The organism is Celeribacter sp. SCSIO 80838 (assembly GCF_056498065.1).
Window position 1 is genome coordinate 1,270,601 of the sequence record NZ_JAZKMA010000001.1, and the last position, 18,504, is coordinate 1,289,104.

Annotated in this window: 30 protein-coding genes; all 30 read left to right on the forward strand. The window is 59.5% G+C overall.

Going from position 1 to position 18,504, the window contains the following annotated elements; genetic code table 11:
• Positions 1 to 7: 7 nt before the first annotated feature.
• The 30 genes from V1475_RS06340 (at position 8) to V1475_RS06485 (ending at position 18,450) form a co-directional block, all read left to right on the forward strand.
• Positions 8 to 736, forward strand: a complete 729-nt coding sequence (locus V1475_RS06340) for an AAA family ATPase (RefSeq protein WP_479412046.1) — start codon at positions 8 to 10, stop codon at positions 734 to 736.
• The gene (locus V1475_RS06345) at positions 736 to 1,326 is read left to right on the forward strand and encodes a hypothetical protein (protein ID WP_479412047.1); all 591 of its coding nucleotides are present in this window, start codon (positions 736 to 738) and stop codon (positions 1,324 to 1,326) included. The genes V1475_RS06340 and V1475_RS06345 overlap by 1 nt, the downstream gene beginning before the upstream one ends.
• Positions 1,323 to 1,691, forward strand: coding sequence for a hypothetical protein (locus V1475_RS06350; protein WP_479412048.1), 369 nt, complete (start codon positions 1,323 to 1,325; stop codon positions 1,689 to 1,691). Before V1475_RS06345 ends, V1475_RS06350 begins: the two co-directional genes overlap by 4 nt.
• Complete coding sequence (locus tag V1475_RS06355; protein WP_479412049.1) at positions 1,688 to 1,882, forward strand: hypothetical protein; 195 nt, start codon at positions 1,688 to 1,690, stop codon at positions 1,880 to 1,882. Before V1475_RS06350 ends, V1475_RS06355 begins: the two co-directional genes overlap by 4 nt.
• Positions 1,872 to 2,528 carry a DUF3164 family protein gene (locus V1475_RS06360; protein ID WP_479412050.1) on the forward strand — a complete coding sequence of 219 codons (657 nt, stop codon included), beginning with the start codon at positions 1,872 to 1,874 and terminating at the stop codon, positions 2,526 to 2,528. The genes V1475_RS06355 and V1475_RS06360 overlap by 11 nt, the downstream gene beginning before the upstream one ends.
• The gene (locus V1475_RS06365) at positions 2,528 to 2,728 is read left to right on the forward strand and encodes a hypothetical protein (RefSeq protein WP_479412051.1); all 201 of its coding nucleotides are present in this window, start codon (positions 2,528 to 2,530) and stop codon (positions 2,726 to 2,728) included. The genes V1475_RS06360 and V1475_RS06365 overlap by 1 nt, the downstream gene beginning before the upstream one ends.
• Entirely contained in the window at positions 2,725 to 2,961 is a 237-nt protein-coding gene (locus V1475_RS06370) for a hypothetical protein (protein ID WP_479412052.1), read from the forward strand. Before V1475_RS06365 ends, V1475_RS06370 begins: the two co-directional genes overlap by 4 nt.
• Complete coding sequence (locus V1475_RS06375) at positions 2,954 to 3,136, forward strand: hypothetical protein (RefSeq protein WP_479412053.1); 183 nt, start codon at positions 2,954 to 2,956, stop codon at positions 3,134 to 3,136. Before V1475_RS06370 ends, V1475_RS06375 begins: the two co-directional genes overlap by 8 nt.
• On the forward strand, positions 3,136 to 3,582 hold the full coding sequence (locus V1475_RS06380; protein ID WP_479412054.1) for a phage protein GemA/Gp16 family protein: 447 nt from the start codon (positions 3,136 to 3,138) through the stop codon (positions 3,580 to 3,582). The genes V1475_RS06375 and V1475_RS06380 overlap by 1 nt, the downstream gene beginning before the upstream one ends.
• On the forward strand, positions 3,579 to 3,839 hold the full coding sequence (locus V1475_RS06385) for a hypothetical protein (protein ID WP_479412055.1): 261 nt from the start codon (positions 3,579 to 3,581) through the stop codon (positions 3,837 to 3,839). The genes V1475_RS06380 and V1475_RS06385 overlap by 4 nt, the downstream gene beginning before the upstream one ends.
• Complete coding sequence (locus V1475_RS06390) at positions 3,826 to 4,455, forward strand: MT-A70 family methyltransferase (protein ID WP_479412056.1); 630 nt, start codon at positions 3,826 to 3,828, stop codon at positions 4,453 to 4,455. Before V1475_RS06385 ends, V1475_RS06390 begins: the two co-directional genes overlap by 14 nt.
• A complete protein-coding gene (locus tag V1475_RS06395; RefSeq protein WP_479412057.1) occupies positions 4,448 to 4,855 on the forward strand; it encodes a hypothetical protein in 408 nt (135 codons plus the stop codon). Before V1475_RS06390 ends, V1475_RS06395 begins: the two co-directional genes overlap by 8 nt.
• Positions 4,856 to 4,947: 92 nt before the next feature.
• Positions 4,948 to 5,829: an N-acetylmuramoyl-L-alanine amidase gene (locus V1475_RS06400; protein ID WP_479412058.1), complete on the forward strand. Its 882-nt coding sequence runs from the start codon at positions 4,948 to 4,950 to the stop codon at positions 5,827 to 5,829.
• A 15-nt stretch (positions 5,830 to 5,844) separates the two neighbouring features.
• A complete protein-coding gene (locus V1475_RS06405) occupies positions 5,845 to 6,243 on the forward strand; it encodes a hypothetical protein (protein ID WP_479412059.1) in 399 nt (132 codons plus the stop codon).
• Positions 6,244 to 6,249: 6 nt separating this feature from the next.
• Entirely contained in the window at positions 6,250 to 6,642 is a 393-nt protein-coding gene (locus tag V1475_RS06410) for a DUF2730 family protein (protein ID WP_479412060.1), read from the forward strand.
• Positions 6,639 to 6,941 carry a VpaChn25_0724 family phage protein gene (locus tag V1475_RS06415; RefSeq protein WP_479412061.1) on the forward strand — a complete coding sequence of 101 codons (303 nt, stop codon included), beginning with the start codon at positions 6,639 to 6,641 and terminating at the stop codon, positions 6,939 to 6,941. The genes V1475_RS06410 and V1475_RS06415 overlap by 4 nt, the downstream gene beginning before the upstream one ends.
• A 1-nt stretch (position 6,942) precedes the next feature.
• Positions 6,943 to 7,539, forward strand: a complete 597-nt coding sequence (locus V1475_RS06420) for a phage protein Gp27 family protein (RefSeq protein ID WP_479412062.1) — start codon at positions 6,943 to 6,945, stop codon at positions 7,537 to 7,539.
• Positions 7,539 to 7,883 (forward strand): DUF7694 domain-containing protein, encoded by a 345-nt coding sequence (locus tag V1475_RS06425; protein ID WP_479412063.1) that lies wholly within the window; start codon positions 7,539 to 7,541, stop codon positions 7,881 to 7,883. The genes V1475_RS06420 and V1475_RS06425 overlap by 1 nt, the downstream gene beginning before the upstream one ends.
• Positions 7,883 to 9,538, forward strand: coding sequence for a hypothetical protein (locus V1475_RS06430; RefSeq protein ID WP_479412064.1), 1,656 nt, complete (start codon positions 7,883 to 7,885; stop codon positions 9,536 to 9,538). The genes V1475_RS06425 and V1475_RS06430 overlap by 1 nt, the downstream gene beginning before the upstream one ends.
• Positions 9,538 to 11,118 carry a DUF935 domain-containing protein gene (locus V1475_RS06435; RefSeq protein WP_479412065.1) on the forward strand — a complete coding sequence of 527 codons (1,581 nt, stop codon included), beginning with the start codon at positions 9,538 to 9,540 and terminating at the stop codon, positions 11,116 to 11,118. The genes V1475_RS06430 and V1475_RS06435 overlap by 1 nt, the downstream gene beginning before the upstream one ends.
• Positions 11,115 to 12,428, forward strand: coding sequence for a phage head morphogenesis protein (locus V1475_RS06440; RefSeq protein WP_479412066.1), 1,314 nt, complete (start codon positions 11,115 to 11,117; stop codon positions 12,426 to 12,428). Before V1475_RS06435 ends, V1475_RS06440 begins: the two co-directional genes overlap by 4 nt.
• Positions 12,429 to 12,785: 357 nt before the next feature.
• Entirely contained in the window at positions 12,786 to 13,826 is a 1,041-nt protein-coding gene (locus tag V1475_RS06445; protein WP_479412067.1) for a phage protease, read from the forward strand.
• Position 13,827: 1 nt separating this feature from the next.
• Entirely contained in the window at positions 13,828 to 14,217 is a 390-nt protein-coding gene (locus tag V1475_RS06450) for a hypothetical protein (RefSeq protein ID WP_479412068.1), read from the forward strand.
• Between the two features lie 13 nt (positions 14,218 to 14,230).
• Positions 14,231 to 15,127 (forward strand): Mu-like prophage major head subunit gpT family protein, encoded by an 897-nt coding sequence (locus V1475_RS06455; RefSeq protein WP_479412069.1) that lies wholly within the window; start codon positions 14,231 to 14,233, stop codon positions 15,125 to 15,127.
• Between the two features lie 219 nt (positions 15,128 to 15,346).
• Positions 15,347 to 15,766: an HI1506-related protein gene (locus tag V1475_RS06460; protein ID WP_479412070.1), complete on the forward strand. Its 420-nt coding sequence runs from the start codon at positions 15,347 to 15,349 to the stop codon at positions 15,764 to 15,766.
• 7 nt (positions 15,767 to 15,773) lie between these two features.
• Positions 15,774 to 16,202, forward strand: coding sequence for a gp436 family protein (locus V1475_RS06465; protein WP_479412071.1), 429 nt, complete (start codon positions 15,774 to 15,776; stop codon positions 16,200 to 16,202).
• A gap of 1 nt (position 16,203) precedes the next feature.
• Positions 16,204 to 16,710, forward strand: a complete 507-nt coding sequence (locus tag V1475_RS06470; RefSeq protein WP_479412072.1) for a phage virion morphogenesis protein — start codon at positions 16,204 to 16,206, stop codon at positions 16,708 to 16,710.
• Positions 16,710 to 17,159, forward strand: a complete 450-nt coding sequence (locus V1475_RS06475; RefSeq protein WP_479412073.1) for a phage tail terminator protein — start codon at positions 16,710 to 16,712, stop codon at positions 17,157 to 17,159. Before V1475_RS06470 ends, V1475_RS06475 begins: the two co-directional genes overlap by 1 nt.
• Positions 17,160 to 17,162: 3 nt before the next feature.
• Positions 17,163 to 18,092 (forward strand): phage tail tube protein, encoded by a 930-nt coding sequence (locus V1475_RS06480; RefSeq protein ID WP_479412074.1) that lies wholly within the window; start codon positions 17,163 to 17,165, stop codon positions 18,090 to 18,092.
• 10 nt (positions 18,093 to 18,102) lie between these two features.
• A complete protein-coding gene (locus tag V1475_RS06485) occupies positions 18,103 to 18,450 on the forward strand; it encodes a hypothetical protein (protein WP_479412075.1) in 348 nt (115 codons plus the stop codon).
• Positions 18,451 to 18,504 lie beyond the last annotated feature (54 nt).

An 18,504-nucleotide genomic window follows, 5' to 3' on the forward strand; every position in this document is an offset into this window, starting at 1 on the left:
AGCAGGAATGGTCAACAGTACGAACACTTTGCCGTTGCGCAATGTGCTTTTGCTCGCCGAACTGATCGAGCGGGTGCAGAACAGGAACGACGTTTTGCCGGGCATGGCTTGTTTTTATGGCCATAGCGGGCTTGGTAAAACCTCGGCGGCGGCGTGGTGCGCCAACCGGTATGACGCCTATCACGTCGAGATGAAAAACACCTGGTCGCCCACGAAATTCGCCCAGAAAATCGTGACCTCGCTTGGCATGACGCCGAAAGGCCGGTTGGGAGACCTCGTTGAAATTATCGGCGAGGAGCTTTTGAAATCCGGGCGACCGCTGTTGATCGATGAAGGGCATCTTCTGGCCAACACCCGCATGGTCGGCGTGGTCTACGATATCTACGAAAGCTCTAAGGCTACAATCATCTTGATTGGCGAAGAGATGATGCCGCAGACGCTGACACGCTGGGAACGGTTCCATAACCGGATTCTCGATTGGGTGCCCGCGCAACCAAGCGATCTGCGTGAAACCGGGATGCTGGCTCAGCTCAATTGCCCTGGCATCGAGATTTCAGAAGACGTCCTTAAGGTGGTTCTGCAAGAGTCGCAGGCCCGTGCCCGCCGGATCGTGGTCAACCTCCAAAAAATCCATGAGCACGCGCTTAAGCTCGACAAATCGACCATCGAGATGGCCGACATTGAGCGCGTGACACTCTTCACCGGTGAAGCACCCGATCCCCGGAGGCTCCTCTGATGACCAAGAAGATCAAAACAGGGCGCCATCCCTCTCACGAAAACCGCCCCGGCCGTCAGGAGATTTGGCAAGCCGTGAAACAGCAGGAGGGATGGTTCACGATCGACGACATCTGGCAGCATGCGAAGCTGGAGACCAAGACGATCTATTCCTATCTCTCCAGCCTGACAAAAGGTGGATATCTCGAATACGAAAAAGCGGCTGGTGTTGGTGAGCCGGGGAAATACAAGCTCCTGCGTGACACGGGCCACCATGCGCCGCGCCTGCGTCGTGACGGCACGCCTGTCACTCAGGGCAAGGCTGCCGAGCAGATGTGGACCAGCGCCTGCATTCTGAAGCGTTTCACCTATCGCGATCTGGTGCAGACCGCGTCAATCGAAATCCCGGAGGAAACGGCCAAGAAATATTGTGCAATGCTTTTGGCCTGTGGGTATCTGCGCGTCCTGAAGAAAGCTGACCCCATCAAAGGGCGGGTCGCCGAATATCGCCTGATCCGCAACGATGGCCCGAAGCCGCCGCAAATCCAGCGTGTGAAGCGGATCTATGATCCCAACACCAATACCGTCTATGAGCCGGAGGGGCGGTCATGAGCGGCCCTCTGGAAATTGCACGCACAGCGTGGGGCGATGAGCTTCCGGACTGGGTAGAACTGTTGGCGACGGAATGCGCCAAGAGCAGCCAGAACAAGGTAGCCAAGCGCCTCAATCGCTCTGCCGCGCTGGTCTCCAACGTGTTGCGCAAAAAGTACACGGGCAACATGGAGGCCGTCGAGGATCAGGTGCGCGGTGTCTATGAAAATGCCACTGTCATCTGTCCCGCACTCGGCGAAATCGGCACCAATACATGCCGCAACTGGCAGCTCAAAGGACAGTCCTATTCCAATGTGAACAGCGAGTTGGTTCGCATGTACAAGGCCTGCAATCGCTGCCCGCGTAGCAAGCGAGCCGAGCCATGAGCGATGCCACACGTTTCACCGAAAACGAAATGCTCGATCTGGCGGCCAGCGCGGTGCGCAAGATCGACAGCCACGGGCGGCGCGGCACCTCCATGGTGACCTATGACGAAATCGAGGCCATGGCGGCAACGCTCGTCTGCCTCGGCATGAAACCCATCCCGCAACATAAGGACCACGCCAATGACCGGTGATAATGCAGCCCTTCCATCTGACCTGGTGCGCCGTCCGGACGGCAGCTATGTCTCGCTGTCCTCGCTCGAACCCCGCGATCAGCTCGCGCACGAGCTGGTCATGCGCCTGTTCTCGCAAGCTGAGACGGAAAGCGACCGCCTGCGGTCCTTGAAGCAAGCATCGCTCATTGAGATGCGCGCCTTCCGCGACATGATGTTCGGGGACTATGGCCTGACGGTCACCGGCAGCCGGGGCGGTTTTTCGATCAAGAGCGTCGACGGTACGAAAAAAGTCGAAATGGCCGTGAACCAGTCGATTAGCTTTGGGCCTGAGCTATCCGTTGCGCGCGAGCTTCTGAACCAGTTTCTGACCCACGAGCTCGAAGGCAGCAGCGAGGTCATCGAGGAGATCGTGACCAGCGCGTTTCGGGTGAATGACGAAGGCAAGGTCAACGTCTCGTCTGTGCTGGCCCTGCGCAAGCACAAGAAGAAGTTCAGCCATTATCCGCTCTGGGCGGAAGCTATGGATGTGATCGAGAAAGCCATCCTGCGGGACCCGAGCACCTACATCCGGTTTTACCGCGTGGACCCGGAGACGAAGGCCGAAACGATGGTCCCCCTCGACATCGCCAAGGTGTCCACGGCTGTGCGGACGGAGGCGGTGTGATGACGTATTTCATCTATCTCGTTTCCGCACTCTTGCATGGGCTCTCCCTCCTTTATGCAGCAACGCTCGCAAAGGAAGCTCTGGAGAACAACAGGACCCAAGCCCGGCTCGCGATGTGGGTCGTATTGATCTTCTACATCTCAGGGCTGATGACCTCGATTGTCGCCGGATATCTGATGTTCTCGGAGGCGCTCCAATGAACGACCAAGCAATGCCTACCCTGTTCATGCTCTCTTCCAGCGATCAGGAGCTGATGGCCCTCAAGACGTTCTCGTCGTCGACAACCAACGGCAAAGCGACTGTCAAGATCACCCTCGAGACCACCGATATGTACGCGCTGGCGCATTGCCTGAAGGATCTCGGAGAGGTGTTTGAAAGACATAAAAAGCGCAATTCGAAGCGGCCTAGCGCTACAGGAGGCGCCAATGTCTGATGACCATTACACCGACGATGAAGACCTAATCGAGATCGGCCAGAAGGTTGTTGAAATGGCAGAACGCGTTGAAACCATGGATCGAATAATGCCAGGCTGCAAAGCCTCTTGGGTATTCGAAATGGACGGTATGCCCTACCGCGTTTCAATCGGCGTTGATCGGGGGGGCGACTAATGGCTGACCGCACCCTCCAGCGCCAGATCTTCGCGGGCTGCAAGCAGCTTGGGATCGACAGCGAGACGCGTCATGATCTCCAGCTCGTTGTGACCGGCAAGGCCTCGATGTCGGATATGACCGACGCGGACCTGCGCAAGATGGTGCAGGCTCTTAAGGAACGGGGTTTTGAAACCGGCTTTAAACGGGGTTCAAAGGGGCGTCACAAGCTCGCGCCTCGCGCCGATCTGCGCCTTGTGCATGTGCTCTGGGCCAAACTTGGCGAGGCGGGCGCGCTCGATCGTCCGGGCCGGGACGGGCTGAACGCCTTTATCCGCGCGCGTTTCGAAGGGAAATGGCAATCCGTTCCCATCGATGTCGATGCGATCCGAGATCCTGCGCAGATAAACGCCGTGATCCGTGCGCTCAAGGCAATGTGCACTCGTAACGGGGTGTCCTTCGAATGAAACACGTCGGTGTCTCAGATCATGCGGTTCTTCGGTATCTCGAACGCGTAGGCGGATTCGAGATCGACAAGCTGCGTTCTGAGATATCGGCGGCAGTAGCTGCGCGCTGGATGTCCGGCGTGCCTTTCGTGACAATCAATGGTGCACGTTTTGTCGTGCGTGAAGAAGATGGGCAGCGCCCGGTCGTTGCAACCGTGATGCTTGTTGAACCCCCGAAACGCCAGAGACCAGAAAGGCAGTTCGATGACGAAGTCTGACTGGCCGTTTGCGAACCTCACTCCCATGAAATACGGCGCGATCATCGCGGATTTCCCATGGTCCTATGAGATGCGCTCAGACAAGGGCTATGAGAAGTCGCCTGAAGCCCATTATGACACGATGTCGAACGAAGACATGCGGCGTCTTCCCGTGCTGGATCTGGCAGGCAAGGATTGCCTTCTGTTCATGTGGTCCACATGGCCGCACCTGAAACAGGCGCAGGACCTGATGGAGGATCTCGGATTTACCTACATCACGGGCGGTTCCTGGACGAAGCGGACCGTGAACTGGAAGCTGGCCTTCGGGACGGGATATGTGCTCCGTTCTGCAACGGAGCCCTTCCTGGTCGGCAAGGTGGGAGCGCCGCAGGTTAAGTCCAAATCAGAGCGCAATGTGATCGATGCGGCGATAGAGGTGTTCGATCCCTCAGACATCCCAGACGGCATCGATGCGATCCGGCGTGAGCACTCCCGCAAACCTATTCAGATGCGCGAAATGGTCGAGCGTCTTTTGCCACATGCCTTCTGCTGCGAGCTCTTCGCGCGAGAACCATGGGACGGCCACGACGTTTGGGGCAATGAGGTGTCTAAATTCGCGGAGGCGTCCAATGGTTGACCTTCCGCGCGACGCATGGATTGACGAACTGGAACAAGACCTTGGCCAGCCCGCAGCCCTGCGCCTTTTGGCGAATGCTGGCGGGCAACGCCGTGACGTTCCCAAGCGCGCTGCCGGATCGAATCTTGCTGCCGAGGTCGGCGAAGACGTGGTCACATGGCTTGCCGCCCGTTTTGGTGGCACATCCGTCGACATCCCATCGCAAAATGCGCGCAAGCGTCAGGACAAGGCAGCACGTCTTCGGGCTGACATTCTCGATGCCGGATTGACCAACCCGACTCGATCGGCGAATGTCATCGCCATGGAGCATGGCGTGACTGCGGCCTATGTTCATAAGCTGCGCACGCAGATGCGCCGGGAAAATGGCGAGGCTCCCCAGCCCCTTCTTCCCGGCTTTTAATCATCCCCTGAACTCCATCCCCGGCCCACTTGCCGATCTGTCATGGCACACCCGAAACATAGACGCATGGCGTCATTGTTTCGGAGTTCCCCATGCGCCTCACCAATCACAAAATCGACGGCATCAAGTTTCAGCCTGCCTATTTCACCGGCGGGGAAATCACACCTGAGATCGTGATTATGCACGACACCGCCGGTCGTCTGGATAAGGGCAACTCCGCCGCCTATCTGGCCTCTGAGAACACCGGCAAGGCGTCCGTTCATTTCGTCATCGAGCGCGACGGGACTGTGACGCAGCTCGTGCCGACGAACCGCCGAGCCAATCACGCCGGGACCTCCAGCTATCACGGCAAGAAGGGGTGCAACGGTTTCTCGATCGGGATCGAGATCGTCAATCCGGGCCGCATGGAAGACGCGGGCAAGAATGCGCGTACCTGGTTCGGCCAACTGTTCAGCAAGTCGGAATACGACATCCAAAAGCGCTCAACCAAAGAGCACGGATCGGGCCTCTGGATGGGCTACACGGAAGAGCAGATTGCCGCGCTTCTTGACCTTCTATGGGCACTCTTTGACGGCATCGACAGCCTCTATGACATCCGCACACACTGGTATGTCAGCCCCGGCCGCAAAGTCGACACAAACCCGCTTTTTCCGCTCGATCACATTCGCGCCCGTGTGCTTGGCCGCGAAGATCCGGACGATGTTCTGGGCTATCAGCTCTCCGAGGAGGTGCCGGGCCAAGAGCTCGTGCAAATCGAGGTGCCCGGATCGGCGCTCAACATGCGGCGCTGGCCGAGTTTCAACCCGAATGTGATCGCCGCCATCCCTGACGAGACGATTGTGCCCGTTCTGCGTGAGGGCACGTTCGACGGACGCGACTGGGTCAAAGTGTTCTGGAACGGCCGCGAAGGTTGGGTCGTCAAATCCTACACCGCTCCGATCACCTATGACCCCGGCTATCGCCGGATTTCCTAAACCAACGAGGTCAAAATGAACTATCTGCTTTCGCTTTTTGCCGAACCGATTTTGCCGCTGATCTTGCAGGCAATTTCTGCCATTCTTGGCGTTTTGCTGATCCGCGTCACGTCCGTTGCCAAGGCGCGCTGGGGCATCGAGATCGAAGCCCGCCACCGCGAAGCGCTGCACGCGGCGCTGATGTCCGGCATCCGGGCCGCCCTGTCGCGCAATATGAGCGGACGGTCCGCCATCATCACCGCCGCCATCCAGCACGCCTTGAAATCCGTGCCCGACGCCGTGGCAGCACTCGAACCCGAGAACAGCGTGCTGGTGAATATCGCCGAGGCGAAGCTTCGTGAAGCGATGGACGGCATGCCTTCGATCGTCACCGATCTTGCGTCCGTGGTGACAGCCGAGACGACCGAGGGGTAACCGACCGTGGTTCTCAATGAAGACCTGATCGCATTTCTCGGGGCTCTCCTGCTTGTCCTGAACATCCTGAACATCCTGTTCACCTGGTGGCGGACGCGCGGGCAGAGCCTCGAGAAGCGCGAGAAGGAGATCAGTGCGCAGTTCGAACAGCTCTCCCAGGAGCGCAAGGCCGATGGTGAGCGCATGGAGCGTCTCGATGCGCGCATCGCCAGCATGGAACAGTCCATGCGCATCCTGCCGGGCCGAGACGATTTGCACGAACTCCAGCTCTCCATGCGCTCGATGCAGGGCGACATGAAGGCCCTCACCGCCGTGATGGAGGGCAACGCCCAGATCATGACCCGCCTCGAAACTGTCGTCGGGCGGCACGAACAACATCTGCTCGACGGAGGCAAATGATGAGCGACTATGGCGCGACCCTGCGCAAACACCGCCGACTGGCGATCTTGCGGCATTTGGAAGCCTGTGCCGAATACACCTCGAACGCTTCGATCCTGACCGACATTCTGAATGGTGTTGGCGTGAGCTCGACCCGTAGCCAGGTGGTGACCGAATTGGCATGGCTCAAGGAAAACGGCTATGTGAGCTACGATGATCGTGCGGACTTCCTCGTCGTGCAGGGCCTCGAGGCGGGCAACGAGATCGCGCGCGGCCGTGCCAGCCACCCGGAAATCCAGCGCCCGCGCCCGAGGGCCTGACATGCCGCCGCCCCGCAAGATCGACCTGCTGCCTGAAGAGGATCGCCGCTGGCTTCAGGATACCCTGCGTGAGCGCGGGTTTTCCGGCTATGTGGAGATCACCGAAGAGCTGAATGCGCGCCTTTTGGCGCGTGGTTCTGACGAGACCCTGCACCCCGCGACAGTCAACCGCTTCGGTCAGGGCTATGAGGACTTCGTCAAGGCGCAGGAACAGGCCGCAGAATGGGCCGTCAACTGGATGCAGGACGCTGGCCTCGAAGATGAAGCCCAGCGTCACAACGTGCTCTTCCAGATGGTGACCACGCTGGCCTTCAAGGTCATGCAGGCCCAGATGACCAAGGACGGCGACGAGATCGATCCGAAGGAGCTGCACTTCATTGGCAAGATGCTCAAGGATGTCATGCAGTCCTCCGGCGTGCGTGAAAAGCTTGTCGCAGACGAGCGTGAGCGTGTTGCGAAAGAAGCGCGGGAACAGGCGCTCAAAGAGGTCGAGGAGAACCTTGCCGGTGCCGTTGCCGAAGCTGGCCTGTCTGAGGACCGCGTCGAGTTCATGCGTAATAAGTTGCTCGGCAAGAAGCCTCAGAAGGTGAAGAACTGATGTCGATCATTCTGCATCAAAAAGCCCTCACCATTGCCGGGTTTAAGGTCACAGTTGACGATCAGCTCGGGCATCTGATGATCGCCCATGATGGCAGGATCACATGGGACGAAATCCAGCGGATCAAGAATGAGGTCTGGGGGCGTGATGCGCGCGCCATCGAGGTCTATCCGCGCGAGAGAGACGTCGTGAATTCGGGGAACTACCGCCACCTTTGGCGGTTGGGTGAAGGTGACTTCTGCCCCGATCTGTTGCAGCACAAAGGATCAGACGTTCTCTGCGCCGATACGCTTGAAAAGCGCCATCTGGCCGCATGGGCAGAAGCGGAAGAGGTCTTTCGCTGATGTCCGAGGCACCCCTAGCACCCAAGGAGCCTGTCCTTTCTCGCGACCCCGCACATGTGCCGGACGGCTTTCTCGCAGCCAATGACCTGCCCGAGGATTTGGACCCGACCGCTGATGGTATCCTCATGGATCACCAGCTCGAATGGATTTACGACGAAAGCGATCTCAAGATCGCGGAAAAGGGTCGCCGTACCGGGATCACGTTTGCCGAAGCTCTGAATGATACGCTCATCGCGGCGGCCTCCCGCTCCGCTGGTGGCGATAATGTCTTCTACATCGGCGACACCAAGGACAAGGGCCGAGAGTTCATCGGGTATGTGGCGCATTTCGCGAAGGTGATTTCGGGAGAATTGGCGCAGATCGAGGAGTTCATCTTTCAGGACGAGCGCCCTGATGGAACATCCAAAGACATCACCGCTTTCCGAATCCGGTTTGCCAGCGGTTTTCGTGTTGAGGCGCTGTCCTCCAACCCTGCGAACATTCGCGGCCTTCAGGGGATCGTGGTCATTGACGAGGCCGGGTTTCACCAAGACGTCCGCGAAGTCATCGACGCGGTGAACGCCCTTCTGATCTGGGGCGGCAAGGTTCGTGTGATTTCGACGCACAATGGCTATCTGAACCCGTTCAATGAGCTGGTGCAGGAAGCAAATGCCGGAAAGGTCCCGTTCAACGTCCATCATATCCCCTTTTCAAAGGCCGTTGAAAACGGGCTTTACAAGCGCGTCTGCTACATGAAAGGGCGGGAGTGGACGCAGGAAGGCCAAGACGCATGGGAAGCGCTCATTCGTGGCGCTTACGGGGTACGCAAGGCAGCAATGCGCCAGGAACTCGATGCGGTGCCAGCGGACACGGCCGGAGCGGCACTCACGCGCGTGCAGATCGAGAAGTGCATGGCCAAACCGGACGAAGTCCCGATCGCGAAATGGGTCTGCGATGATGACTTTCGAAACGAGGATGAAAAGGTCCGCACCCGCATCGCTCTTGAGTGGTGTGAGAAAGAACTGCTTCCGATCCTGAAGGATCTGGACCCCAAGCGCTTGCATTTCATGGGAGAAGACTTTGCGCGCACGGGCGACGCCACCGACATAGTGATCGCCGAAGAAGGCGTGGACTTGGTCCATCGCTGGAAGCTCCTGGTTGAGCTCCACAACGTGCCCTTCGATCAGCAGCGCGAGATCCTCTATTACATCTGCGACCGGATTCCACGCTTTGCCAAAGGTGCAATGGATAAGGGGGGCAATGGCGCCTATCTCGCCGAAAAAGCCGCCCAGAAGTACGGCCAGACAATCATCGAAGTCTCTTTCAGCCGAGACTGGTATGCGCGGGAGATGACGCCCTACATCGAGGCCTTCGGGGATAAGACCGTGCAGCTTGCACGCCATGATGATGTTCTGCGGGACCACCAGGCGCTCACCTATGAGAATGGTGTGATCAAGATCCCGACGGATTTCCGTTTCAAGGGCACAGACGGTCTGAACCGGCACGGCGACAGCGCGATCGCCGGGGCCTTGGCCTTCTTTGCGAGCCGTCAGGAAATCTCGGAAATCGCCTATCAGGGCGTGCCCGGCACTAGGTCCCGCTGGTCTGCCCCCGACAATGATGATGAAGACGAGAGTTCCGGCGGCACGGGCCGTTGGGGCGGAGGAGCATGGTGATGGCACTACTCGATCAATTTGGCCGACCGCTGCAGCAGGTCCCGGAAACAGACCTCTTTGAGCGTCAGGCCGTGGCCTCGCTCGGGTCGGTGCGTCAGATCCAGTCCGGCCACCCGGCCGATGGGCTGACGCCGCCGCGTCTTGCCGCGATCCTGCGCGAAGCGGAAGTCGGGGATGCGACCTCCTATCTGGAACTGGCCGAGCAGTTCGAGGAAAAGGATCTGCATTATTCGGCGGTTCTGGGGGTGCGCAAGCGGGCGATCCGGTCGCTGGATATTCAGGTCGATCCCGGCGACGACAGCACTGCCGCCGATGAATTGGCGGATCTGGTGCGCCGAACGCTGGATGCGGCGCCGGTCAAGTCCGCGCTCATCGACATGATGGACGCGATTGGGAAAGGCTTTTCGGTCTGCGAAATCGGCTGGAAGCGCGAAGGCAAGTATCTCGAAATCGAGGAGCTGGAATGGGTCGATCCGCGTTGGTTCGAGTTTGACCAGGAGAATGGCAAGTACATCTACTTGCGCGACAACGATGGCCCGCAGCATCTGCGCCTCAATGGCTATGTGATCCACTATGCCAAGGCCAAATCCGGCCTGCCGATCCGTGGCGGTCTCGCCCGGCTCGCTGCTTGGGCCTACATGTTCAAGAATTACACGATCAAGGACTGGGCGATTTTCGTCGAGGCATATGGGCACCCGCTGCGTCTCGGCAAATACGACAGCACCGCCACGGTGCAGGATCGTCAGACGCTTTTGCGCGCGGTGCGTCAGATCGGCGTGGATATGGCCGCCATCGTGCCGAAATCCATGGAGGTCGAGATCGTCTCCGCCTCCAATACCGGCACCGACAAGCTCTACGAAGGCAAAGCGCGATATTGGGACGAACAGCTTTCTAAAGGCGTGCTCGGTCAGGTCGGAACCACGGATGCAATCGCGGGTGGCTATGCCGTAGGCAAGACGCATGACGAAGTGCGCGACGACATCCGGGACGCCGATGCGGAGCAACTGGCCGGGTCTCTGCAACGCGACATTGCCGGAGCTTTGGCTCGCCTGAACTTCGATCCGCGCCACAATGTGAAACTGCCCGTCATTAGTTTCATCACACCGGAACAGGCAGACCCTGACAAACTCCTGACGCTCATGGAGAAAGGCCCGCAGCTCGGTCTGCGGATCGCGACCGCCGACATTTACAAAGCCTTCGCCCTGCGCCGCCCCGAGAAAGATGAAGAGGTGCTGAAAGCTCCGGCTTCTCAGGAACCACCCCAGCCTCCTGCCGATACGGCGACACAGGCAGCGTCGAAACTGGCAGCGTCGAAACAGGAGGACGGTCCGGCGCCGCAAAACAGCATTGACGCTTTGGTCGATGAGCTTCTGGCAGACGGTGAGTTGCAGGAGGTTTTGAAGGACGATCTGAGCGAGTTGTTGGAAGCCTTGGCACTGGCCGAGGACTTTGACCAGGTGCAGGACATCCTCGATGCCTTCTCGGACAGTGCGGCCCCGGCGCTTCAGGAGCGGCTGTCCCGCGCAACCTATGCGGCACGGCTGGCCGGTGAGGTCGGAGCAGAGGTGCGCCGCACATGATCGCCCTGGAAGCGCTCCCCCACAAAGAGGCGATCGAGTATTTCCGCTCTAAAGGCTATGCGCCTCAGCTGCAGCGGTTCTCCTATCTCGATCACTGGCGCGAGGAGCACGCGCGGAATTTTGTGGTGGCCAAGGGCATGCGCGACGATGTGCTTCAGGTGCTGCGCGAAGGTCTGGATCGGGCGCTTTCGGAGGGCCGCACACTCAAACAGTTTCAAGACGAGGTAACACCGCTCTTGCAAAAGGCCGGATGGTGGGGCGAGTCGATCATGACCGACCCGCTGACCGGACAGGCAGAGACGGTCAAGCTCGGATCGCTGCGCCGGTTGCACACGATTTATCAGGCAAACATGAGCACAGCCCATGCCGCGGGTCACTGGGCGCGCATCCAGCGCACGAAAAAAGCCTTCCCTTATCTGCAATATATCCAGATCGAGCGCCCTTCTAAGCGGCATGATCATGAACGGTTCCATGACAAAATCTGGCGCGTCGACGATCCGATCTGGCAGAAGATCTATCCGCCGAACGGGTATTTCTGTGGTTGCTATGTGATCCAGCGCACCGAGGGTTGGATGAAGCGGAACGGTCGGGAGGTGTCGCCCTCCATCGATCTCGACGAAATCCCGTGGACCAATAAGCGAACGGGAGAAGTCTTCGACGTGCCACACGGTATCACGCCCGGCTTTGACAACAATCCGGGCGCGGCCTGGCTTGACATCGAGGACCGTGTCGCCGAGGCGATGCCGGATTTATCGACAGAGCGTCAGGCCTATGAGCGAGGTCTGCTGCAGGGGCTGCGATTGCGGCAGATGGGGATCGGGCGGGAGACCCTGATCATCTCCGATGTAGATGGCGAAAGATATGTGCAGCGTGATGCCGATCCAGCCTCACCGGAAAAAGTGTCTGTTGATGCGCTGCTCGAAGCTGCGGGCAATCGTCTTGAGGATGCGGATCGGATGACGCTGCTGCACAGCCACGTCACCGATGCGCCGCTGTCTTACGACGATCTGATGACGCTTCAGAGTTCGCGTGTTCGGTCGATCTCCGCAGTATCTCCGGGCGGTGCGATCTGGCGCGCCCGTCCCGGACAGGAGGTCTTTGGCACGCAGATGTCCGATTTTGCACGCCGCGCATTGCCAATCCTGCGTGCTCTGGAGCTGTCCGAAAGCGACTATGCTTATCTGTCTCACCACGCTCTGGCGCTTTATCTGGACCAGAGGGGGGCAATCCACTACACTTATAGCCTGACGGACCGGCTCAAACAGCTTTTTGCGAAACATGCCGATCTGATCGAGAGGTTGATCGAATGAGACTGTCACTGCGACCATCACCGGATCTCTTCGACCTTGAGGCTTGGAAAGAGCGCCTCAAGGATCTCGAAGCTGACCCCGAGGATACAGTGGGCCGTGACGCTGCAATCGATCACGCAAAGACCATGATTGACCTGTTGGACGACACCTCCGATAAAATGGCCGCACAGGCGTCATAAAGGCATATCCGGGGCAACGCTCCGCAAATTGCCTTACGGGCCTTTTTGAACGCGCTGAGCCCCGTTTAAACACCTTCCCGATTTAATCCTTCCCTGCAGGTGGCGGGGGTCAGGGGGCATATGCCCCTGAACTCCATCCCCGGCCCATTTTCTGACCGCTCATGACATTTATGCCGTCATGAGCAAAACAGCCCGACATATTTGCGCGCTCGCGCCGCTGCCTTCTGGTGTGCCCGACCAGATCGAGATCATGCCGGTCGGAGATCTGCGTTTCGCATTCTCGGATCGTCGGGTTGCGGAAAGCCTGCGTCTCGACCCCTCCGATGTCGATGCGGTGATCGCCGCCAGTTTTGAGATGGCTCCGGGGAATGTTCTGCCGATCGACTTCGATCATCGTTCGATGTCGCCGCAAGGCACGGCGGACAGCCGTGCGGCGGGCTGGATCACCGGCATGCACATCGAGGGTCAGAGTGTCATGGCATCGGTCGAATGGACCGAAGATGGCCGTCGCGCCATCGAGGGAAAGAGCTACCGCTTTCTTTCGCCTGTCTTCAAAACGCTGCGCTCCAACGGGCGTGTCGTTCTGATCGAGGGGGCCGGTCTCGTCAACAACCCGGCGCTTCCCGAAATTCGTCAAATTGCATCGAAGGATGAAAACATGAACCCGATCGACCAGATCGCGGAGCTTCTCGGCCTGTCGGCTGACGAGCCCGATAAGATCGTGGAGCGCGTTGAGGCGCTGCACCAAGCCGACACCCAACTTGCCTCGGTGACGCAGGCCGCCGGTGTCACCGGCGATGACGCCGTGACGCAGGTCTGTGCGAAACTCAAGGCAGGCAACAAAGCGCCCGACCCGAGCAAATTCGTCCCGATGGCTATGTACCAGGACCTGCAAGGCCAGCTGGCATCCGTCCAGAAAGGCGTCGTCGAGGACAAGACCGAAGCAGCGCTGGAGCGGGCGCGCGATGAAGGCAAGCTGACGCCTGCGATGGAAGGCTGGGCCACGCAGCTCGCCTCCGCCGACATCGAAGCCTTCGAGAACTGGGCCGCCTCGGCGCCCGTCGTCGTTGCGCTGAAAGCTGCGCCCAAGAAAATCGCTGGTCAGCAGCCGCCGAAGAAAACCGAGAAGCTCACCGACGTTGAACGTCAGGTGGCGTCTCTGACCGGGGTTGCCGAAGACAAGTTTCTCGAAACCCGCAACGGCATGAAGGAGGTCTGACATGACGGCTCTTGCCAAAAATGCCCCGCGCACCCGCGTCGGGGAAGGTCGCCGCTTTGTCGACCCGGTTGCTGCCGCAACCAAAATCTATGCCGGCGCGATGGTCGCGCTCGATGCCGCTGGCAATGCCATTCCGGCGATCCCGACCGGCACCGTGATGCGCGGCGTCGCGCTGGACAGCGCCGACAACTCGGAAGGCGCCGCCGGTGACACCACTGTGCCGATCGAGAAAGGCCCGTTCGTTGTCGCCAATGACGGCACGATCAACCGCACCCACATCGAGACCGACGTCTACGTCGTCGATGACAACACCGTTGGCGCGGCGGGCACGCTGATCGCCGGTAAATGCCTCGATGTGACGCTTGCGGGCGTCGTCATCGACATCCTCTGAGGAGATCCCTGACATGGATATCAACCACGCATCTCTGGCGGCATTGAACACGGCCTTCAACACCGCCTTCAACGCCCGCCTCACCGGGGTGGAAACGACCTATGGCATGATCGCCATGACGGTCAACTCCACGACCAAAAATCAGAGCTATCCGAAACTGTCCGAGATGGGGCCGATGCGGGAATGGATCGGCGAACGTTTCATCGAGCGGCTGAGCGTCGACGGTTTCACCATCTCGAACCGCAAGTTCGAGAAAACCATCGGGGTCAGTGCCGAAGCAATCGCTGATGACGAATACGGCATTTTCACACCGATCATCGGTGACATGGGGCAAGTGGCGGCAGAGCTGCCCGACGATCTGATCTGGGAAAAGCTCGAAAGTGGCTTCGATACGGCACATTATGATGGCCAATCCTTCTTTGATGCGGATCACCCCGTTGAGGACGAGAACGGCAATGAGCAGTCGGTTTCGAACTTTCAGGGCGGCACCGACGCGGCCTGGTACCTGGTCGACGACAGTCGCGTGATCAAACCGATGATCTTTCAGGATCGCGAAGCGCCGAAAATCACGCCGAAGACCAGCCTCACCGACGACAATGTCTTCAACAATGACGAGTTCGTCTGGGGGGCGAAACGCCGCTGCGCCGCCGGTTTCGGTGCCTGGCAGCTCATCTACGCATCGCGACTTCCGTTGACCGAAGAAAATTATGCGGCGGCAGTGGCAGCCATGAAGTCGATGACCGGCCATCGTGGCCGCAAGTTGAACCTCAAACCCAAGAAACTGATCGTCTCGGCGGTCAACGAGGGTGCCGGGCGCAAAATCTTGCTCAGCGAGAACAATGCTGCCGGAGAGACCAACGTCTGGCGCGGCTCTGCTGAACTGCACGTCGAGACCCGCCTGACCCTCTGAGGTCAACAGGTCGCGTCATTTTCCCGAGGGGCCGGAACGCTCTGGCCCCTTTGATGAAATGACCCATGCACCAGAGAGAGGGGGTCTGATCCGGGCCGCAAGTCCGTCAGCACCCATTTGGGGACCTTTGAAGGTAGGTGAAACACGCCCCCTCGTTACCGCCCGAAGGCCTGAGCACGCCTGAAAAACTGCTCACCCAACACACTCAGGAGACCCGACATGGCTCGCAAAACGACCACCAACCAGACCAACGCCAACACTGCAGCTGATCCGGCCAAGGATGCCGTCCAGGACAAGGACCAGACGGCGGTCGACGCCGCCACCAAGGATGCGGAACAGACGGCGACCACGGACAGCGCCGAAGCCTCGAAGGATGTCAGCAAGGATGCCGGTGCAAGCGCAGAGGCTTCCAAAGCGGATGTTGCGGCGAAATCCGAGGAGGCCGCCAAAGACGACAGCGAAGTCGAGGTTCCCGCCGATCCGAAGATCACCGTGGTTTGTCACGTTTCCGGCGGTCGTCGTCGCGCGGGCCGCCGCTGGGATGAAGGCAAGACCACCCTGTCGGTCGCGGATTTGACCGAGCGGCAGGTTCAGCAGCTTCAGGGCGATCCGCGCTTCACCGTGACCTTCTCGGAGTAACGGTCCCGTGCCCTATGCCAGCGTCGACCAGCTCAAGGCGGTGATCCCGCCTAGTGACCTTGTGTTGCTGACGGATTTCGAGGGGGCTGACGCCGCCTCGGACATCCGCCTTGAGCAGGCGCTGGACGATGCGACGGCGGAGATCAACACGTTCATCGCTAAGGTGGTCACGCTGCCACTCGCCGAGACGCCACATATCCTGACCGTCATCTGCCGCGATCTCGCGATGCATCGGCTCTATGTGAACCTCGGTCATGACATGGAGACCTATCAGACGCTCCGCAAGGATGCGATCTCGACTCTCAAAGCCATTGCTGATGGCAAGACCGCCATCGGTGATGACGGCGATGGCGACAGCACGCTTACCTCGCCCGGCGTGGCGATGACCGACGGGCCGGAGCGCCAGTTCACCCGCGACAGTCTGAAAGGCTTCTGAGATGACCGGCGTCAGCCTCACAGTTCACCTGGACGATCTGGCCCCGCGTGCTGCACTGGCCCGCGCCGCCGCCGGTGCGTCCGATATGACCGAACTGATGGATCAGATCGGGACCGTTCTGGTCAATGGTGCCGTTGAGCGCATCTCCAGCACCAACTTGACGCCCGAGGGCGTGCCCTGGCCGAAGAGCCTGCGCGCACAGCTGTCGCAAGGCACCACGCTCCATGAGAGCGGGGTGCTGATGAAGTCAATCAACGAGCAGGCCTCCGCTGATCAGGCTGTTGTCGGGTCGAATATGATCTACGCCGGAGTGCATCAGGCGGGTGCGACGATCACCGCGAAAAATGGTGGCGCGCTTCACTTCACTCTGGCCAATGGCGCGACCGTGACCGTCGGCTCCGTGACCATTCCCGCACGCCCTTACCTCGGCGTGTCCGAGGATGAAGCCGCCGACATCGAGGATCTGGCCGTTGTGTATTTTGATGAGCGTCTTGAAGGGACGGCGTGATGTTTCAGCTTGATCCCCAGATCGTCCAGACCCGACTAAAAGAGACCGTGCCCGATTTCAAACTGGTTGGCCTCTCCGCAGATCTGGGGCGCGTTGGTGTCCGCTCTCTTCGATATCCGTCGGCTTTTGTGGTCCTGCTCGGAGAGGACGCCAAAGACGTCACCTACATGGCCGACGACCTGATCGAGCAGGAGGTCACGGCCACCGTCGCCGTGATCATGGCCGTGCGCGATATCGCCGACACCACCGGTGCTGCCGCGACCACATCCCTCGCCCCGATCCGTGCGGCAGTGTTGCAAAGTCTCGGCAAATACATCGCCGAGCCGGGCCTGACCGCCTTTCGCTTCAAACGCGGCAAGCTTCAGAGCGGCATCGATGCTCAGGGCGGACTCTTTTGGCAAGACGATTACACCCTGCGCTTTGATCGGCGCATCACATTGGGAGACTGACATATGGCAGCTTGGAAACAGCGGGTGATCCGTGAAATTCTTGAGACCACCTCCGGCACTGCCGAGGCGACGACCGTCGCTGATGGCATCCTTGCGCGTGAAGTGACTTTCAATCAGCTCGATGCGGATTACGCCGAACAGGATTTCCTGACCGGCAAGGAGGGCGCACAACTTCTCGATCTGGAAAACATTCGTGCAGGCGCGACCTACAAGGTCGAAGCCGCGTTTGGAGCCGGATCCACCGTGCCTGCCTATGCGCATCTTCTCCAGTCCTCCGCGATGCAAATGGCCGATGACGAGGGCGACACCGTCTTCACCCCGTTGCCGACCGGCAGCGCGATCCCGTCCTGCACCATGCAGATCCGCAACGGGGCTCAGATGCAGACCGTGGTCGGCGTGCGCGGCTCGCATGGGTTCGAAGCCACGGTGAACAAGCGTGCCCATTTCTCGTTCACCCGTCAGGGTCAGTACCAGGCACCGGAAGCCTTTGTTGCTGCAACACATGAGTTCAGCGGCTGGCCGCGCGGTCTGCTCTGCACGCCGGAGAACATGTTCGCCTTCACTCTGGGCGGCACCAAGCTCTGCGTGACCAGCTTCTCGCTCACCGATGGGCGCAATCCGAAGGTCAATGAGTATATGAACTGTGTCGGTACCAAGCTGACGGCGCGCAAGTTCACCGGCGCGATGACGGTGAAACATCCCGATCTCGCCACCAAGGACCTGCTGACCATGGTTCATGATCAGGTGACAGAAGCGCTGATTTTTACACTCGGCACAGAGGTCGGAAAAACGATCACTGTCACGGGGCAGAATGTGCAGATCACCGCACCCTCCGAGCAGGAAATCGACGGCGATCTCGGTGTGCAGTTGAACCTCAATTTCCTGCCGACCGTCGCCGGTGCCGACGACGAAGTCGAGTACCGCTTCAGCTGAGGAGAGACCCATGTTCGTGTTCGATGAGAACTACACCTTCGAGTGGCCGGTGACCGTCAAATATCCCACCGTCGGGGGCGATATTGAAGCCAGCTTTACAGGGGTGTTCAAACTGCCTGCCGATGAGCTGGAAATCTACGGCAAGACCGAGGCCAAAACGATCCCGGACGTGATCGCCGATGTGCGCACCCGGATCTCGAAATACTGGGTCGGCTGGAGCGGCATCGAGGGCAAGGACGGCAAAGAGGTCGTCTATTCGGATGAGACCCGCGATCGGTTGCTGCGCCAGCGCCCCGTGCGTGAAGGCGTCGATCGTGCACTTACCGAGGCCGTTCTGGGGATTCGCGAAAAAAACTGACGGCGGTCGCGCAGCTGATCTACGGCGGCGCGGCCATCTCTGACGATCTGATCG

Bases quoted from the DNA above. Each gene is read 5' to 3' on its own strand.
- V1475_RS06480 (WP_479412074.1), top strand. From the start codon at position 17,163: ATGGCAGCTTGGAAACAGCGGGTGATCCGTGAAATTCTTGAGACCACC.
- V1475_RS06350 (WP_479412048.1), top strand. From the start codon at position 1,323: ATGAGCGGCCCTCTGGAAATTGCACGCACAGCGTGGGGCGATGAGCTT.
- V1475_RS06340 (WP_479412046.1), top strand. From the start codon at position 8: ATGGTCAACAGTACGAACACTTTGCCGTTGCGCAATGTGCTTTTGCTC.
- V1475_RS06425 (WP_479412063.1), top strand. From the start codon at position 7,539: ATGTCGATCATTCTGCATCAAAAAGCCCTCACCATTGCCGGGTTTAAG.
- V1475_RS06370 (WP_479412052.1), top strand. From the start codon at position 2,725: ATGAACGACCAAGCAATGCCTACCCTGTTCATGCTCTCTTCCAGCGAT.
- V1475_RS06375 (WP_479412053.1), top strand. From the start codon at position 2,954: ATGTCTGATGACCATTACACCGACGATGAAGACCTAATCGAGATCGGC.
- V1475_RS06445 (WP_479412067.1), top strand. From the start codon at position 12,786: ATGAGCAAAACAGCCCGACATATTTGCGCGCTCGCGCCGCTGCCTTCT.
- V1475_RS06470 (WP_479412072.1), top strand. From the start codon at position 16,204: ATGACCGGCGTCAGCCTCACAGTTCACCTGGACGATCTGGCCCCGCGT.
- V1475_RS06360 (WP_479412050.1), top strand. From the start codon at position 1,872: ATGACCGGTGATAATGCAGCCCTTCCATCTGACCTGGTGCGCCGTCCG.
- V1475_RS06430 (WP_479412064.1), top strand. From the start codon at position 7,883: ATGTCCGAGGCACCCCTAGCACCCAAGGAGCCTGTCCTTTCTCGCGAC.
- V1475_RS06380 (WP_479412054.1), top strand. From the start codon at position 3,136: ATGGCTGACCGCACCCTCCAGCGCCAGATCTTCGCGGGCTGCAAGCAG.
- V1475_RS06485 (WP_479412075.1), top strand. From the start codon at position 18,103: ATGTTCGTGTTCGATGAGAACTACACCTTCGAGTGGCCGGTGACCGTC.
- V1475_RS06460 (WP_479412070.1), top strand. From the start codon at position 15,347: ATGGCTCGCAAAACGACCACCAACCAGACCAACGCCAACACTGCAGCT.
- V1475_RS06420 (WP_479412062.1), top strand. From the start codon at position 6,943: ATGCCGCCGCCCCGCAAGATCGACCTGCTGCCTGAAGAGGATCGCCGC.
- V1475_RS06435 (WP_479412065.1), top strand. From the start codon at position 9,538: ATGGCACTACTCGATCAATTTGGCCGACCGCTGCAGCAGGTCCCGGAA.
- V1475_RS06355 (WP_479412049.1), top strand. From the start codon at position 1,688: ATGAGCGATGCCACACGTTTCACCGAAAACGAAATGCTCGATCTGGCG.
- V1475_RS06450 (WP_479412068.1), top strand. From the start codon at position 13,828: ATGACGGCTCTTGCCAAAAATGCCCCGCGCACCCGCGTCGGGGAAGGT.
- V1475_RS06345 (WP_479412047.1), top strand. From the start codon at position 736: ATGACCAAGAAGATCAAAACAGGGCGCCATCCCTCTCACGAAAACCGC.
- V1475_RS06365 (WP_479412051.1), top strand. From the start codon at position 2,528: ATGACGTATTTCATCTATCTCGTTTCCGCACTCTTGCATGGGCTCTCC.
- V1475_RS06475 (WP_479412073.1), top strand. From the start codon at position 16,710: ATGTTTCAGCTTGATCCCCAGATCGTCCAGACCCGACTAAAAGAGACC.
- V1475_RS06400 (WP_479412058.1), top strand. From the start codon at position 4,948: ATGCGCCTCACCAATCACAAAATCGACGGCATCAAGTTTCAGCCTGCC.
- V1475_RS06440 (WP_479412066.1), top strand. From the start codon at position 11,115: ATGATCGCCCTGGAAGCGCTCCCCCACAAAGAGGCGATCGAGTATTTC.
- V1475_RS06390 (WP_479412056.1), top strand. From the start codon at position 3,826: ATGACGAAGTCTGACTGGCCGTTTGCGAACCTCACTCCCATGAAATAC.
- V1475_RS06455 (WP_479412069.1), top strand. From the start codon at position 14,231: ATGGATATCAACCACGCATCTCTGGCGGCATTGAACACGGCCTTCAAC.
- V1475_RS06385 (WP_479412055.1), top strand. From the start codon at position 3,579: ATGAAACACGTCGGTGTCTCAGATCATGCGGTTCTTCGGTATCTCGAA.
- V1475_RS06405 (WP_479412059.1), top strand. From the start codon at position 5,845: ATGAACTATCTGCTTTCGCTTTTTGCCGAACCGATTTTGCCGCTGATC.
- V1475_RS06395 (WP_479412057.1), top strand. From the start codon at position 4,448: ATGGTTGACCTTCCGCGCGACGCATGGATTGACGAACTGGAACAAGAC.
- V1475_RS06415 (WP_479412061.1), top strand. From the start codon at position 6,639: ATGATGAGCGACTATGGCGCGACCCTGCGCAAACACCGCCGACTGGCG.